Below are 14,653 nucleotides of genomic sequence, written 5' to 3'. Positions count from 1 at the left end.
ATGACACGGACATCTCCACCCCCGTGCCATGTGAGGCAGATCACTGATCGTTGCCGCATGATTCCGCCGGGTGCCGGAAATCGGGCCGTCCCGGACGCTCAGGCGCCGGCGGGCTCCAGGCCCAGGCGGCGGTAGTGGACGCACTGTGTCTCGCCGCCGTACCCGTAGCTGTCCGGGTCCAGTTCGTGGAGCGCGAGCGGCGGGCCGCCGGGGCACGGGTTGCCGTCCGCCGGGCGACGCGGCTGGTCAGCGCCCTCTTTTGCGTCTGCGGGGTGCCGTCGCGCCCGGTGGCCAGCGGTGCGCGGCCTCGCCCGGGGCGAGGCGGTCCACCACCTCGGCCAGCTCCCGGCAGGCGTCCTCGATCTTCGCGCGGATGGCGTTCTGTTCGGCGACGAGCGCGGCGAGGAGCAGTGCGGTGAGGGCCGCCGCGCCGTTCAGAGCCTGAAGGTTGACCATCACCAGCAGGAAACTGTGCCCGGCGAACGGTCCCGCCCGGTCGTTGGCCGCCACGATGGCCAGGACGGAGACGACCAGCGCGACGGGCGCGGCACCGGCGAGCTGGAACCGTACCGCCGCCCACACGATCAGCGGGAAGACCAGGAAGAGCAGCGACATCGGGCTGCGGGTGCACAGCAGGGCGACGCCGACGGCGGCGAGCAGCAGCGCCACCGCCTCCGCGGCGCGCGCCGGGCGGATGCCGCGCGGCAGGCGGGCGTGCCACGCCACCAGCAGCAGCGGGGTGACGATCAGCACGCCCATCGCGTCGCCCGCCCACCAGGCGGCCCACGCGGGCCAGAACTGCGCGGCCGGGAGGTGGGCGATCAGCACCTGGTTCCCGGCGCCGAACGTCGCGCTGATCAGCATCCCGGCCAGCGCGCCGAGGACCACCAGCGCCACCCCGTCCCGCAGCCGGTCCAGTTCGGTACGGAACCCGGCCCGGCGCAGCAGCAGCGCGGCGCAGACCGGGGCGAGGGTGTTGCCGGCGAGGTTGCCGAGGATCCCGGCGTCCACCGGGCCGATGTCCGCGATGACGAAGAAGGTGCCGAGCAGGATGCCCGGCCAGGTGCGCAGCCCGAAGACGAGCAGGCAGGCCAGCGCGATGCCGGTGGGCGGCCACATCGGGGTGACCACCGTCCCGTCGATGATCACCTGTTCCAGCAGGCCGATCCGGGCGCCCGCGAAGTAGGCGACGGCCAGGGCGAGGACCTTCAGGACGTCGGCAGCGAGAGGGGGCACGTTCCCGGTGCGCATCCCCCCAGCATCGGACATCGGCCCCGGGGCCGCGCGGTCACCGCCACGGACGGCGCAGCCGCTCATCCGTTGCCGCGGTCGGCCCGGTCGTAGCAGAGGGCGACGACGGCGGCGTCGTCGGTGTGGCCGGTGAGTTCCGCGACGTCCATCACCGCGGCGGCGACGACGGCCGGATCGCCGGTCGGGGCGCGGTCGCGCACCCGCCGGACCGCCTCCGCGAGGCCCGCCTCGATGGGGAACGACGGGCCTTCCACCACCCCGTCGGTCAGCAGCGCGAAGGCGCCGCGCGGGGCGAGCCGCCAGTAGGTGACCGGGTACGTCTCGCCGGGCAGGACGCCCAGCGGCGCGCCGCCGGTCTCCTCGGCGATGCCGCAGCGGCCGTCGCCGGTGGCCCACACGCCCGGCGGGTGACCGGCGCGGGCGGCGGCGACCTCCCAGGTCACCGGGTCGAAGGTGAGGAAGGTGCAGGTGGCGAAGAGCGGGCTGTCCACGGAGAGCAGCAGCTCATTGGCGCGGGCGAGGACCACACCGGGGTCGGCGCCGCCGCCCGCCACGGCGCGCAGCCCGATGCGGATCTGCCCCATGAACGCGGCCGCCTCGACGTCGTGCCCCTGGACATCGCCGATGCAGAACGCCAGCCGCCCGCCGGGCAGCGGGAATCCGTCGTACCAGTCGCCGCCGATGTCCAGGCCGTTGCGGGCCGGTGCGTACGCGGCGGCGGACCGTACCCCGGGGACGCCGGGCAGTACGGCCGGCAGCATCTCCCGTTGGAGCGCCTCGGCCAGTTCGACCCGGGCGCGCTGGAGTTCGGCCCCGGCCCTGGCCTGGGCGGTGAGCCGGCCGAGCGTCGACAGCAGATCGTCGGCGCTCGCCTCCCGCGCGGGACGCCGCCGGAACATGGACGCCTCCGTGGTGCGGGTCGTGGTCGGCCGCGGGAGGCGCACGCGGCGCTTGGTTGCCGCCTCCTGGTGCCGCCGCCGGCCGACCGGGCGGCCGACGCGGAAGCTCTCGTCAGGATAGGCCGGTATGCCCGTTTCCGCCCGGCGGGCGGGGGGTGACGGAGGCGGGACCCGTGTCCGGCGCGGACCGGCGGACGGCGCGTACGGCCGCCCGTCCGCCGGTCCCGCGCCGCGTGGCTCAGTCCACCGGTACCGGAGCCGGGGCCGGTACCACCGCCAGGTAGCGGAGGCCGGACCGGACCGCCCAGACGAACAGCGCCAGGGACAGGACGGCGACGGTGAGGGAGTCGTACGGGGCGGGCAGCAGGCCGGTGCCGCCGAAGGAGCCGAGCTTGGACAGGGCGGTCAGCGCGGCGAGGTAGCAGACCAGCCAGGCGCCGGTGCGCAGTTCGGCGGCGAGCGGGCGGCGGGGCGGTTCGCCGGGGGCGGGGACGCTGCCGGGGCGCCGCATGAGGAGGAAGAGGAGCAGTCCGCCGAGGACCATCGGGAGCGCCAGATGCAGCGCCTCCCAGCCCGACCAGTAGACGAACTCGCTCGCCACCACGAAGCTCACCGGCGCCAGCCAGCGCAGGCCCGGCACCCAGCCGGCGGTGACGGTGCCCGGGTCGGCGCGGAAGACGGCGGCGGCCACCGCCGACGCCGCGTAGATCAGCAGGTACATGTCGCCCATCACGCTCACGATCTGCTGCCAGCCGCCGATCGGCAGCAGGAAGAGGACGATCACGGCGAGGTTGACGACCAGGGCCCGGCGGGGCACGCCGGAGCGGGCGTCCACCTTCATGAAGTAGCGCGGGATGGTGCCGTTCTTGGCGAGCGCGTAGGTGTGGCGGGCGTCGAGGGCGACACCGACGTACGCGGAGCCGCCGGGTGAGAGGACGGCGTCGGCGTAGAGCAGGCTGGAGAGCCAGTGCAGGTTGAGGATGAGGGCGAGCTGGCCGAAGGGCGACTCGAAGGAGACACCGTGCCAGCCGCCGCCGAGCAGCGACTCGGGCACCGCGAAGAGGAACGCCACCTGGAGCGCGAGGTACATCAGCACGGCCAGCCCGATCCCGGTGAGGACGGCGGCGGGCAGGGTGCGGCGCGGGTTGCGGGTCTCGCCGGAGAAGTCCAGCGGCGCCTGGAAACCGTTGACGGAGTAGACGATGCCGCCGCCGGCGAGGGCGGTCAGGCAGGCGGCGTAGCCGTACGGGGCGAAGCCGCCGTGGTCGGTGAGGCGGCCGGAGTGCCAGCCGGAGGCGAGGAGGGCGGCCACGGTGAGCACCGGCACCACGATCTTGAAGACCGAGATGAGGTTGTTGAGCCGGGCGAACATCCGCACCGCGAACCAGTTCAGGACGGTCAGCACCACGCTGAGCCCGGCGGCGAGCGCCACGCCGGAGGCGGAGAGTGTCTTCCCGTTGTAGAGGTCGGGCAGATAGTGCGCGGCGTACTGCATGATCGCGCTGATCTCGGCCGCGGTGCCGCCGACCGACAGCAGCACCGACCAGCCGACGAGCGTGCCGACGAGGGGGCCGCCGGCGTGCAGCGGCCAGCGGACGGTGCCGCCGCCCTCGGGCCGGGAGGCGCCCAGTTCGATCATGACGAGGGCGACCAGCGCGCAGAGCAGACCGGCGCCCACCCAGGAGAGCAGGGAGGCCGGGCCCGCGGTCTGCGCGGCGTAGAGGGCGGCGAAGAGCCAGCCGGAGCCGACGATGTTGGAGAAGCCGATCGCGGTCAGGCCCCAGAACCCCAGGTCTCTGCGGAGCCGCCGCTCCTGCGCCGCCACCGGTGGCGCCTCCGGCTCCCCGCCCCCGCCCGTCACCTGATGCTCCACCACGTTCCGTCCTCCCGCTCCGCTTCCGGCCGTACGGCGCCGCACTCACGGAGCCCGGTGGGGATTCTGCCGGGCGCCGGCCGGATTTCCCCAGGTGAACGTGGAACGGGGCGCCGGGCTCGGCGGGTTCGTCAGCCGATGGGGCAAATCTTCCGCGGCGGACAGGTCAGCCGCAGCACCAGCAGCCGGACCAGCAGGCGGAGCGCGGTGGGTGGTGGTGGCGTTCGGAATCGTCCGGGGGGACGACCCAGTCGGCGCCGTCGGCACTGACGCCGACGGCGAGACGGGCGTAGAGGATCACGGTGATCGCCGCCAGTTCCTCCGGTTCGGCCACTCCGCCCTCGATGCGCAGCCCGATGTCGCGCGGCGCGCCGGGCGGCGCGGTCACGGCCGCCCCCCGCGGGAACGGCCGGGCGGGCGCGGGGCTTCGGAGCTGGTCGGGGCGGTCACACGGCCGACCCTAGGAGCGCCGGTAGGGGCTGTCGCGTCCGTACGGACCGATCGGGCGAGGCACGCGCGAGCGCGGGGGCGCCGGTCCGGCGGCCGGGCCCGCGCGGGCCCGGTGCGGTCCGTGGCGCCGGATCAGCCGCCCGCCCTGCCCGGGGCGTCCAGGAGCGCGTCGGCGACCGGGGTGCGGCGGTAGAGGACCGAGGCCCCGGCCCGGCGGCGGGTCACCAGTCCGGCGTCGAGCAGGACCTTCAGATGGTCGCCGACGGAGCCGAGGGCGAGACCGGTCAGGGCAGCGAGCTGGCTGGTGCTCCGGGGCGGGCCGAGAAGGGTGAGGAGGGTGGCGCGGTTGGTCCCGAGGAGGCGGGCGAGCGGTTTCGGTACGGGCGGCGGGTCGGCGGGCGCGGCGCCCCGGTCGTCGGTGCGGGCCGTACCGGACGCCGGGTAGATCACCGCGTACCGCTCGGGCAGTTCCCAGGCGACCCAGCCGTTCGGACCGCCGACGGGGACGAAGACGAGGTCGGCGCCGGTGAGATCGCGGGCGGGACGGTCGGCGCCGTTGATGCGCAGGCGGCCGTTGCCGAGCCAGCGGGTGCGCGGACCGAGGTCGGCGACGGCGGCGGCCCAGCCGTGACGGCTCAGCCGGTGCGCCCGCCCGATGACGTCGGCCTCCAGCACCCGGCTGCGGCGCGGCCAGTCGGGACGGACGAGGTGCTGCCAGACCTGGTCGAGGAGGTCGGCGGCGCGGCCCGCGGGATCGGGCACGTCCAGCGCCCGGGGCAGCCGCCCGCCGCAGGCGGTGGCGAGGTCGGCGCGGGCCTCGGGGGCGGGGGTGGCGCGGACGCGGGCCAGTTCCCCAGCGAAGGCGGGGGCGTCGTGGCGCGGGGGCCGGGTGAGGAAGTCGGGCGTCCAGCGGACGCCGACCCCGGCCGCCGCCCAGGCACGGACGAACGGATCGGCGGCCAGCCGCGCGCGCAACGCCTCCGTGGCCGACGGGGCCCCGCCCCGCCGGGCGGGGGCCGGATGCCCGATCAGCGTCCGGAGCGTGGCGACCGTCTCGATCAGCGGCGAGAGCACGAACCGGCTCCGCGCCAGCACCTCCGCGTCGACCAGCCACTCCCCCATGGGTGCCCCCTCCTCGTCACTCGCCCGGCGGGTGTCCGCCGGTCCCCGGCGCCCGCCGCCCGGTCCGGTACGCCGTCGGGCCGGCCTCCCGGAGCGAGCCGCGGGGCCGGACTCGTCTCCCGTCCCGGGAGGTCCGCCGCGCCGGCCGTCCGGCACCGGCTCCCCCGGGGCCGTTCACCGCAGCCGAGAAGCCCCAGGATGCCCTCCGGCCGGGACCGGGCGCCCGTCCGGCTTTCCCCCGGGCCCCGCGGCCGTCCCCCGGCCCGTCCCGCTCCCCCTGCCATCCGCCCAGGTCACCGCCGCTCCGGCGGCTCCGGCCGCTCCGCCGGCTCCGGCCGCTCCGCCGGCCTTTCGTACCGGGACGAAACAGTAGGGGCCCGGGGCCGGGGCCCTTCACCCTGTCCGCCATGCCGCCGCCCGAGAGCCTTCCGCACCAGTTCCTGCGCACCCGCCGCTTCGCGCTGGGCGCCCCCGACCGGTTCACCGTCACGCCCGACGGCGCCACCGTCCTGTTCCTGCGCAGCGCCGCGGGCGACGATCCGGTGCGGCGGCTGTGGGCGCTGGACACCGCGACGGGCCGGGAACGGCCGCTGTTCGATCCGGCGGATCCGGCGTACGGCGCGGGCCCGCCCGGCGACGGCGTCACGGCGTACGCCACCGACGCCGCGGGCACGCTCGCCGCCTGCCTGTGCGGCGGGGTGCTGTGGGCCGTGGAGATCGCGACGGGCCGGGTGCGGAGACTGCCGGCCGCCGGGCGTCCGTCCGACCCGCGGCCCGATCCGGCGGGCCGCCGGATCGCCTATCTCGCGGACGGCGCGCTGCGGGTGATCGGCGCGGACGGCGCCGGGGACCGCGCGCTCGCCGTACCGGACGGGCCCGACGTCCGCTTCGGCGCCGCCGAGTACGCGGCGACCGCCTCGATGGGCCGTGACCGGGGCTACTGGTGGGCGCCGGACGGCTCGCGCCTGCTGGTGGCGCGCGTCGACGAGAGCGCCGTCGCCCGGTGGTACGTCGCCGATCCGGCGCACCCCGAGGAGCCGCCCCGCGCGGTGCGTTATCCGGCCGCGGGCACCGCCAACGCGGAGGTGACGCTGTGGCTGGTTCCGGCCGATGGCGGCGCCCGCACCGCAGTGGTCCTCGACCGGGCCCGGTTCCCGTATCTGACGGCGGCGGGCTGGGACGCGCACGGCCCGTTCGCCGCGGTGCAGAGCCGCGACCAGCGCACCCTGCGGACGTACGCGGTCGGCCCGGCCGACGGGCGGACGGCGCTCCTGGCCGAGCGGCGTGACCGGTGCTGGGTGACGCTGGTGCCGGGCACCCCGGCGCGGACCGCGTCCGGCGCGCTGGTGGCACACCGCGACACCGAGGGCCCCGGCGGCACCCGGCGGCTGACCGTCGGCGGCACGGCCGTCACCCCCGAGGGGCTCCAGGTACGGGAGGTGCTCGGGGTGAGCGGCGAGGAGGTGCTGTTCACGGCGGGCGCGGACGTGACCGGGCAGGCGCTGTGGAGCTGGCGGCCGCGGACCGGCGCCCGGCCGCTGACCACCACCGCGGGCGTGCACACCGGGGTGCGCGGCGGCCCCACACTGGTCCGGATCGCCCGGGAGCCGCACCGCCCCGGCGCCACGGTGGTGGTGGTGCGCGCCGGACGCCCGGACCTGCCGGTGGCCTCGTACGCCGAGCGGCCCGTACTGGCGCTGCGGGAGCGGCGGCTGACGGTGACGGGGCGGGCGCTGCGCAGCCGGCTCCTGCTGCCGTCGTGGCATCGTCCGGGCGGCGGACGGCTGCCGGTGCTGGTCGATCCGTACGCGGGCCCGGCGCTCCAGCGGGTGACCGACGACCAGGCGCCGATGATGTTCGTCTCGCAGTGGTTCGCCGAGCAGGGCTTCGCGGTGCTGGTGACCGACGGCCGCGGCACGCCGGGCCGCTCCCCTCACTGGGAGCGCGCGGTCCACGGCGACGTCCTGTCGGCGGCGCTGGAGGATCAGGCGGCGGCGCTGGCGGAGGTGCTGGGGCGGTTCCCGGAGCTGGACCCGGGCCGGGTCGCCGTCCGCGGCTGGTCGTTCTCCGGGATGCTCGCCGTGGCGGCGGTGGTGCGGCGCCCCGCGCTCTTCCACGCGGCGGTCGCGGGCGCGGGCCCCTACGACCCGCGGCTGTACGACACCCACTGGCGGGAACGGTTCCTCGGGCATCCGGACGCGCACCCCGAGCGGTACGACGCGTGCTCCCTGGTGCGGGAGGCGCCGCGGCTGACCCGGCCGCTGCTGCTGACGCACGGGCTGGCGGACGACAACGTCCACCCCGCCCACACGCTGCGGCTCTCCGCCGCGCTGCTGGCCGCCGGCCGCCCGCACGAGGTGCTGCCGCTGCCCGGCACGGCCCACGCCCCCACGGACCCGGCGCTCTTCGCGAATCTGCTGCGCCACCAGGCCGATTTCCTGTGGCGGCACCTGGGCCGGGAGGACAGCGGGGCCGCCGCGTGACGGCTCCGGGGCGGGCGACGGCGCCGCCCGCCCCGCTTCTCACTCGATGACCAGCTCGACGTCGATGTTGCCGCGGGTGGCCTTGGAGTACGGGCAGAACCGGTGGGTGGCCTCGACGAGTTCCCGGCCACGCTCGCCCGCGAGCGCCTCGGGCAGTTCGACGCGCATGACGACGGCGAGGCCGAAGCCGGTGTCGTCCTTGCCGATCGAGACCTCGGCGGTGACCGACACCTCCGCGGTGTCGACCTTCATCTGGCGTCCGACCTGCGCCATCGCGCTGGCGAAGCAGGCGGCGTACCCGGCGGCGAAGAGCTGCTCGGGGTTGGTGCCCGCGCCGCTGCCGCCGAGTGCGGGCGGCATGGCGAGCGCGAGGTCGAGCTGTCCGTCGGAGCTGACGGCGCGGCCCTCGCGTCCGTTGGCGGTGGCGGCGGCGGTGTAGAGCGCGTCCATGGGGTTTCCCTCCGGTCCCGGCGGCCGCGTTCCGACCGCCGCAGAGAACAATGGCACACCATTGAGTTGTGCACAACTCAATGGCAGGCGATTCAATGCCGCGTCGGGCTAACCTGGACCCATGGCCGCCTCCTCCAGCCCCACCGGCTCCCCCGACGCCCCGCTCTCCGACGCCGAGCTGCTCCGCCTCGACCACCAGGTCTGCTTCTCGCTGCACGCCGCCTCGCGCGCCTTCGGCGCCGTCTACCGGGACGCCCTCAAGGACCTCGGACTGACGTACCCGCAGTACCTGGTGATGCTCGTGCTGTGGGAGGACGGCCCGCTCCCCGTCAAGTCCATCGGCGAGCGGCTGCGCCTCGACTCCGGCACGCTCTCCCCGCTCCTCAAGCGCCTGGAGACGGCGGGCCTGGTGCGCCGCGAACGGAGCGCGGAGGACGAGCGGTCGGTCGGCGTCCACCTCACCGACGCCGGCGCCGCGCTGCGCGAGCGCGCCCTGCCGGTCCCCCACCGGATGCTCGCCGCCACCGGCCTGGAGCTGGCGGAACTGCGTACCCTGCGCGGCCTGTTGAGCCGGGTGACCCAAGCCCTCGACGAGGCATGATCCGCCCGGCCCGGCCGCCGCGCACGGCCCGATCCGGCCACGCCCCGTACCCTCCCGTCGCCCCGCGCCGTTAGACGGGGCGAGTGCCTTCCGCGCCGTGCGGGCAGGGGCGCGCACCCCGCGTGCGCCCCCTGCGGAGCCCCTCACCCCATCGAGCGAACGGCGTTGGGGAGTCTTCCGGACGAAGACGTATAAAGGGTGCCGCCGAACCAGCCGGAGCCGCCGGCGATCCCCGCCAGGACGCGGTTGGCAACAGCGCCTACGAAAGCGGAGGAGTGCCACGTGAACGCGGCAGAAGTCGTCAACACCCTGCTGGTCCAGCGATTCGGGGTCGATCCGGTCGCCGTCACCGCCGAGACCTCGCTCCAGCACCTGCGGATGGACTCGCTCGCCCTGGAGGAGCTGCGGCTGCTGATCGAGGACCGCCTCGACATCGACCTCGACGAGGTCACGCTCACCTCCCGGGACACCGTGGGAGCGCTGGTGGCGGCCGTCGACGGCGAAGTCGCCGCGTGATGGCCCGCACGCCGTTCGCCGCGGCCGTGACGGGCGTGGGTCTGGTCACCGCCGCGGGCGTCGGCGCCAAGGCCACCTGGCACACCGTCACCGGCGAGACCACCCCCGTCGGCGTCCGCCACCGTCCCGAACTCACCGATCTGCCCTGCGACTTCACGTACGGCGTCGACGATCTGGACACCACCAAGGTCCTGGGCGTGGCCACCCAGCGGCTGATGGACCGCTTCGCGCAGCTCGCGGTGGTCGCCGCCCGGGAGGCGCTGGCCGACGCCGGGCTCGACCCCGAGAGCTGGGACGGCACCCGCGTCGCCGTCGTCATCGGCTCGGCCCACGGCGGGCTGCCGTTCTACGACGAGCAGCACACCACGCTGCTGGAGCGCGGCGCCCGCCGGATCTCCCCCAAGCTCGCGCCGCTCACCGTCATCAACAGCGCGGCCAGCAGCGTCGCGATGGACCTCGGCGCGCAGGGTCCCAGCCTGGGCGTGGCCACCGCCTGCTCCTCGGGCACCGTCGCGCTGGGCACCGCCCATCAGTTGCTGCGCTCCGGCGCCTGCGACATCGCCGTCGCGGGCGGCGCCGAATCGGTCTGCTCCCGGCTGCTGATCGCCAGCGCCTGCCAGATGAAGGCGGTCTCCACCCGCCGCCAGGACCCGGCGGCCGCCTGCCGCCCGTTCGACGCCGACCGGGACGGCTTCGTCATCGGCGAGGGCGCCGGACTCCTCGTCCTGGAACGCCCCGAGCACGCGCGGGCCCGCGGGGCGACGGTCCGCGCCCACGTCGCCGGTTACGGCGCGTCCAGCGACGCGTACGCCGCGGTCGCCCCGGACCCCGAGGGCCGCGGTATCGAACGCGCGCTGCGCACCGCGCTCGCCGACGCCGGGGTCGGCCCGCGTGAGATCGGCCATGTCAACGCGCACGGCACCTCGACCGTCGTCAACGACCGGATCGAGGCGGCGATGCTCCGCCGGGTCCTGGGCGAGGACGCGCTGGTCACCTCCACCAAGGCGATGACCGGACACACCCTGGGGGCGGCGGGCGGCATCGAGACCGCGCTCACCGTTCTCGCGCTGGAGTCCCAACTGGTCCCGCCGACCGCCAATCTCGACACGCCCGATCCCCGGATCCCCCTGGAGATCGTGCGCGGTGCGGCACGGTCCGCGCCCTTCGACTGGGCGGCCAAGACGTCGCTCGGCTTCGGCGGCCACAATGCCGCACTCGTCCTGGCCCGCGCCTGAGGCGCACCGCCCCTCCCGCGGATCTCCCGAGAAGGAACCCGTCATGCCCGAGGAAACGATCCGCTCCCTGTCGGTGGACGGGATCTCCTACGCCTACCGGCTGCTGCGCCACCCCGACGCGGTCACCGAACCCGTCATGGTGCTGGGGGGCGCCCTTCAGGGCATGTTCGGGTGGCCGCAGATGGAGGAGCGGCTGAAGCCGGTGGCGAGCGTGATCACCGCCGATCTGCCGGGCATGGGCAGCGCCGAGCCGCTGCCGCCCGGCCCGAGCACCGAGCTGCTGTGCCGGGCGATCGAGCATGTCCTCGACGACCTCGGCCTGGCCCGGATCAACCTCTTCGGCTTCTCCTACGGCGCCGGCCTCGCCTTCGGCTGCGCCCGCCGCTTCCCGTCCCGCATCGCCCGGCTCGTGCTGGGCGGCGTCCCGTCCCGGATCGGCCCGGAGCAGTACGCCCACTGGGAGCGCGCCGCCGCCGAGCTGCGGCGGGGCGAGGTGGACGCCTTCGCGACGCTCGCCACGGACGGTCTGCTCTGCCTCGACGAGGGGCGGTACGTGACGCGGCGGCGGCTGGCCTACCGCTATGTCCGGCGGTCGATGCTCCAGGCGGCCCGGACCTCCCCGCACGCGCTCGACTCGCTGTGCCGGGCGGTGACCGACCGCCCGGACTTCTCGGGCGGCCTGTCCGGCGTACCGACGCTGGTGTTCAGCGGCGCCCACGACACCGTGACCACCCCGGCCCACCAGCGGCGTTTCGCCGCCACCATCGACGGAAGCCGCTTTCTGGTGATCCCGGACGCCGACCACTGGGTCGTCCTGGAGCGCCCCCAGGCCGTCGCCGACCTCACCGCCCGCTTCTTCACCGGCCGCCCCCTCTCCTCGGCCCCGGCCCTGGCACCGGTCCCCCGCGACGACGAACCGACGGACGGGGCGGCGGCGTACGTCTGAGCCGGGCCGGTACCGGCGGACCCCGCCTCGCCACGGGCCCGGCCCGGCACGCACGGGCGTGCCGGGCCGGACGTGGCGGTGCACCCGCGGAGCCCCTGCCCGGCAGCTCCCCGGGTGCTCCCCCGGCCGCGTCCCTCCCCAAGTGCGATGTCCGGCGGTTTCCGCAGGTCCGACGCGGTTCGGGTGGCCGGGCGGCACCGCGCCCGGTCGTCCGAGCGCGTCCCTTCTTCTCCTGTGGCGCGGGCCACTCGGCCGCCCTTCGCGCGGTGCGTTCCGGCCGCCGTGGAGTGAGGCGAGGCACAGGGTGTACGTCACGTACGAGAGCGGTTAGTCGTGTCCGGACCGCGCTGCGCTCCACGAAACGCGGATAACTCCGGACATCTCTCCTCACATCACTACGAGGGGTAGTACGTCACATCATTGCCACCGCTTCCGGACGGCGCTAACCATGGATCCCGCAAGCACCGAGAACGTGCCGGCGGACTCCTCGACCTGATGAGTGAGCGCGGCCTGACCCTCGGTTCCCCCAGTGCCACCGAAGGCCATCCCCCGCATCAGCGCCTGAGAAGAGGTCACCACCGCATGTCTCGTTTCGCCCTGCTCCGCAACGTCCGCGTCACCCGCACCCAGAAGGTCGCCACCGCGGTGCTGGCCGCCGCCGGCGCCACCACGGCGCTCGCCGTGACGGCCGCCCCGAGCCAGGCCGCGCCGGCCACCTCCGCGCACGCCCCGGCCGCCGTCAAGCCCGTGAGCGCCAACGGCCTGCCCAAGACCGCGGCCGCCGAGAACGCCGGTTCCACCTCCGCCACGGTGTCCGCCGCCGGTCACCTGAAGGTCACCGCCGTCGAGAAGCAGGGGCACGCCGCCAAGCAGACCGCCAACCGCTCCGCCGAGCGCCAGGCCCCGAAGCTGTACGCGAACAACCTGGACGGCTGGATCCGCCAGTCCCTCGACATCATGAAGAACAAGGGCATACCCGGCTCCTACGAGGGCCTGCACCGCAACATCATGCGCGAGTCCTCCGGCAACCCCAACGCCGTCAACGACTGGGACATCAACGCCGTCAACGGCATCCCCTCCAAGGGCCTCCTCCAGGTGATCCAGCCCACCTTCGACACCTACCACGTCAAGGGCACCGCCCATAAACTCACCGACCCCGTCGCCAACATCACCGCCGCAGCCAACTACGCCGCCCACCGCTACGGCTCCATCGACAACGTCAACTCCGCCTACTGACACGGAACTTGACGTCCGTCACCACTGACGGCGACATGACGGGCGACCGGCACGGACCGGTCGCGGCCACTGACGAGGGCCCTGTCCGCTTCCCGCGGACAGGGCCCTCGTCGCCGTGCGCGGCCGCCTACCGGACGAGGTTGCCCAGCGGCCCGATGCCGAGGAGGGAGCCGACGACCTCTCCGGCGAACTCCAGACCGGCCTTCTCCTTGGGTGTGAGGTCGTGGTCGTCGGCGGGGGACGCGGCGGCCGTACCGGCGGCCAGGACGCCTGCGACGCAGACAGCGGCGGCCAGGGCGGTCAGACGACGGAACATGGGCGCTTCCTTACGGTGCGGGGCTGGGACGGACCCACCCTCCGCGAACCGCGCGCCCCGCCCCGCGCGACAGTCCGGGCACTGCGGCGAACGGCCCACCGACTGTGCCGTATCGGGCGCCCCGTACGGCCGCGACGCGGGACACCGGGGCCCGCACCCCTCTCGGATGCGGGCCCCGGCGGTCGTGACCCGGGCCACTCACCGGACCTCCGGGGAGGGGGCGCCAGGTGACGCCAAGCACAGGACGCACGTCACCTACGAGGGCAGGTAGTGGCCACAGAACCCCGTCAGTACGGGATAAAAGCCTCGCAACATCGGACATATCGCCCCATCTCACTACGAGGGGTAGTACGTCACATCATTGCCACCGCTGCCGGGCGGCGCTAACCATGGATCCCGCAAGCACCGAGAACGTGCCGGCGGACTCCTCCCGACCCGGTGAGCGAGCACGGCCCCCTCGGTTCTCCACGCGCCGCCGAAGGCCGCTCCCCCGCATCCCGCACTCGGAAGAGGTCACCCCGCATGTCTCGTTTCACCCTGCTCCGCACCGCCCGCGTCACCCGCACCCAGAAGGTCGCCGCCGCCGTGCTCGTCGCCGCCGGTGCCACCGGCGCCCTGACCGCCGCCGCGACCCCCGGCAACACCCAGCCCGCCGCGTCGCACGCCCCGACCGCCGTCAAGCCCGTGAGCGCCAACGGTCTGCCGAAGGTCCTCACCGGTGAGGCGACGACCGCCGAGGCCAAGCCCGCGGAGGTCGCCGCGTCGATCGCCGACGGCCTGAAGGTCACCGCCGTCGCGAAGCAGGACCGGGCCGCCCAGCAGGCCGCCAACCGCTCCATGGAGCGCGCGTCCCTCGCCCCGAAGGCGGCGCCCAAGGCCGCCCCGAAGGCCGCCCCGAAGCTGTACGCGAACAACCTGGACGGCTGGATCCGCCAGTCCCTCGACATCATGAAGAACAAGGGCATACCCGGCTCCTACGAGGGCCTGCACCGCAACATCATGCGCGAGTCCTCCGGCAACCCCAACGCCGTCAACGACTGGGACATCAACGCCATCAACGGCATCCCCTCCAAGGGCCTCCTCCAGGTGATCCAGCCCACCTTCGACACCTACCACGTCAAGGGCACCGCCCATAAACTCACCGACCCCGTCGCCAACATCACCGCCGCGGCCAACTACGCCGCCCACCGCTACGGCTCCATCGACAACGTCAACTCCGCCTACTGACACGGAGTGACACCGCGCTGACGCGCGCGAGGACCGGCGCCGTGCCGG

Annotated in this window: 14 protein-coding genes; 7 read left to right on the top strand and 7 right to left on the bottom strand. The window is 74.9% G+C overall.

From position 1 onward, the window contains the following. Positions 1-246 precede the first annotated feature (246 nt). The 5 genes from ACGH2B_RS28360 to ACGH2B_RS28340 form a co-directional block, all read right to left on the bottom strand. Positions 247-1,251, bottom strand: coding sequence for an MASE1 domain-containing protein (locus ACGH2B_RS28360; RefSeq protein WP_399095921.1), 1,005 nt, complete (start codon positions 1,249-1,251; stop codon positions 247-249). 62 nt (positions 1,252-1,313) lie between these two features. After that, a complete protein-coding gene (locus tag ACGH2B_RS28355; RefSeq protein WP_399095918.1) occupies positions 1,314-2,150 on the bottom strand; it encodes a PP2C family protein-serine/threonine phosphatase in 837 nt (278 codons plus the stop codon). Positions 2,151-2,388: 238 nt separating this feature from the next. Continuing rightward, complete coding sequence (locus ACGH2B_RS28350) at positions 2,389-4,026, bottom strand: APC family permease (protein ID WP_399095915.1); 1,638 nt, start codon at positions 4,024-4,026, stop codon at positions 2,389-2,391. 163 nt (positions 4,027-4,189) lie between these two features. Then, positions 4,190-4,411, bottom strand: coding sequence for an acyl-CoA carboxylase subunit epsilon (locus ACGH2B_RS28345; RefSeq protein WP_399095912.1), 222 nt, complete (start codon positions 4,409-4,411; stop codon positions 4,190-4,192). Positions 4,412-4,605: 194 nt separating this feature from the next. Continuing rightward, complete coding sequence (locus ACGH2B_RS28340; protein WP_399095909.1) at positions 4,606-5,595, bottom strand: helix-turn-helix domain-containing protein; 990 nt, start codon at positions 5,593-5,595, stop codon at positions 4,606-4,608. Positions 5,596-6,002: 407 nt separating this feature from the next. On the opposite strand from ACGH2B_RS28340, the gene ACGH2B_RS28335 reads away from it, so the two are divergent. Beyond that, entirely contained in the window at positions 6,003-8,078 is a 2,076-nt protein-coding gene (locus tag ACGH2B_RS28335; protein WP_399095906.1) for a prolyl oligopeptidase family serine peptidase, read from the top strand. Positions 8,079-8,117: 39 nt separating this feature from the next. On the opposite strand, the gene ACGH2B_RS28330 is transcribed toward ACGH2B_RS28335, so the two are convergent. Then, the gene (locus ACGH2B_RS28330) at positions 8,118-8,528 is read right to left on the bottom strand and encodes an organic hydroperoxide resistance protein (protein WP_399095903.1); all 411 of its coding nucleotides are present in this window, start codon (positions 8,526-8,528) and stop codon (positions 8,118-8,120) included. 121 nt (positions 8,529-8,649) lie between these two features. On the opposite strand from ACGH2B_RS28330, the gene ACGH2B_RS28325 reads away from it, so the two are divergent. From ACGH2B_RS28325 to ACGH2B_RS28305, 5 genes are all read left to right on the top strand, one after another. After that, complete coding sequence (locus tag ACGH2B_RS28325; RefSeq protein ID WP_399095900.1) at positions 8,650-9,129, top strand: MarR family winged helix-turn-helix transcriptional regulator; 480 nt, start codon at positions 8,650-8,652, stop codon at positions 9,127-9,129. 282 nt (positions 9,130-9,411) lie between these two features. Next, the gene (locus tag ACGH2B_RS28320; RefSeq protein WP_399095897.1) at positions 9,412-9,645 is read left to right on the top strand and encodes an acyl carrier protein; all 234 of its coding nucleotides are present in this window, start codon (positions 9,412-9,414) and stop codon (positions 9,643-9,645) included. Beyond that, positions 9,645-10,880: a beta-ketoacyl-[acyl-carrier-protein] synthase family protein gene (locus tag ACGH2B_RS28315; RefSeq protein ID WP_399095894.1), complete on the top strand. Its 1,236-nt coding sequence runs from the start codon at positions 9,645-9,647 to the stop codon at positions 10,878-10,880. The genes ACGH2B_RS28320 and ACGH2B_RS28315 overlap by 1 nt, the downstream gene beginning before the upstream one ends. Positions 10,881-10,923: 43 nt before the next feature. Beyond that, a complete protein-coding gene (locus tag ACGH2B_RS28310; protein WP_399095891.1) occupies positions 10,924-11,826 on the top strand; it encodes an alpha/beta fold hydrolase in 903 nt (300 codons plus the stop codon). Positions 11,827-12,408: 582 nt separating this feature from the next. Beyond that, positions 12,409-13,062 carry a transglycosylase SLT domain-containing protein gene (locus ACGH2B_RS28305; RefSeq protein ID WP_399095889.1) on the top strand — a complete coding sequence of 218 codons (654 nt, stop codon included), beginning with the start codon at positions 12,409-12,411 and terminating at the stop codon, positions 13,060-13,062. A gap of 127 nt (positions 13,063-13,189) precedes the next feature. Here the strand turns inward: ACGH2B_RS28305 and ACGH2B_RS28300 are convergent, their stop codons facing one another. Continuing rightward, positions 13,190-13,378 (bottom strand): hypothetical protein, encoded by a 189-nt coding sequence (locus tag ACGH2B_RS28300; protein ID WP_399095886.1) that lies wholly within the window; start codon positions 13,376-13,378, stop codon positions 13,190-13,192. A 522-nt stretch (positions 13,379-13,900) separates the two neighbouring features. On the opposite strand from ACGH2B_RS28300, the gene ACGH2B_RS28295 reads away from it, so the two are divergent. After that, entirely contained in the window at positions 13,901-14,605 is a 705-nt protein-coding gene (locus tag ACGH2B_RS28295; RefSeq protein WP_399095883.1) for a transglycosylase SLT domain-containing protein, read from the top strand. Positions 14,606-14,653 lie beyond the last annotated feature (48 nt).

The sequence above is a fragment of the Streptomyces sp. BBFR2 genome, assembly GCF_044497305.1.
In the GTDB taxonomy this organism is placed as follows: domain Bacteria; phylum Actinomycetota; class Actinomycetes; order Streptomycetales; family Streptomycetaceae; genus Streptomyces.
The sequence above is the reverse complement of the archived record's forward strand: the minus strand, read 5'-3'. Positions and strand labels throughout refer to the sequence as shown.

Bases quoted from the DNA above. Each gene is read 5' to 3' on its own strand.
- ACGH2B_RS28300 (WP_399095886.1), bottom strand. From the start codon at position 13,378: ATGTTCCGTCGTCTGACCGCCCTGGCCGCCGCTGTCTGCGTCGCAGGC.
- ACGH2B_RS28325 (WP_399095900.1), top strand. From the start codon at position 8,650: ATGGCCGCCTCCTCCAGCCCCACCGGCTCCCCCGACGCCCCGCTCTCC.
- ACGH2B_RS28295 (WP_399095883.1), top strand. From the start codon at position 13,901: ATGTCTCGTTTCACCCTGCTCCGCACCGCCCGCGTCACCCGCACCCAG.
- ACGH2B_RS28340 (WP_399095909.1), bottom strand. From the start codon at position 5,595: ATGGGGGAGTGGCTGGTCGACGCGGAGGTGCTGGCGCGGAGCCGGTTC.
- ACGH2B_RS28330 (WP_399095903.1), bottom strand. From the start codon at position 8,528: ATGGACGCGCTCTACACCGCCGCCGCCACCGCCAACGGACGCGAGGGC.
- ACGH2B_RS28335 (WP_399095906.1), top strand. From the start codon at position 6,003: ATGCCGCCGCCCGAGAGCCTTCCGCACCAGTTCCTGCGCACCCGCCGC.
- ACGH2B_RS28305 (WP_399095889.1), top strand. From the start codon at position 12,409: ATGTCTCGTTTCGCCCTGCTCCGCAACGTCCGCGTCACCCGCACCCAG.
- ACGH2B_RS28310 (WP_399095891.1), top strand. From the start codon at position 10,924: ATGCCCGAGGAAACGATCCGCTCCCTGTCGGTGGACGGGATCTCCTAC.
- ACGH2B_RS28355 (WP_399095918.1), bottom strand. From the start codon at position 2,150: ATGTTCCGGCGGCGTCCCGCGCGGGAGGCGAGCGCCGACGATCTGCTG.
- ACGH2B_RS28315 (WP_399095894.1), top strand. From the start codon at position 9,645: ATGGCCCGCACGCCGTTCGCCGCGGCCGTGACGGGCGTGGGTCTGGTC.
- ACGH2B_RS28360 (WP_399095921.1), bottom strand. From the start codon at position 1,251: ATGCGCACCGGGAACGTGCCCCCTCTCGCTGCCGACGTCCTGAAGGTC.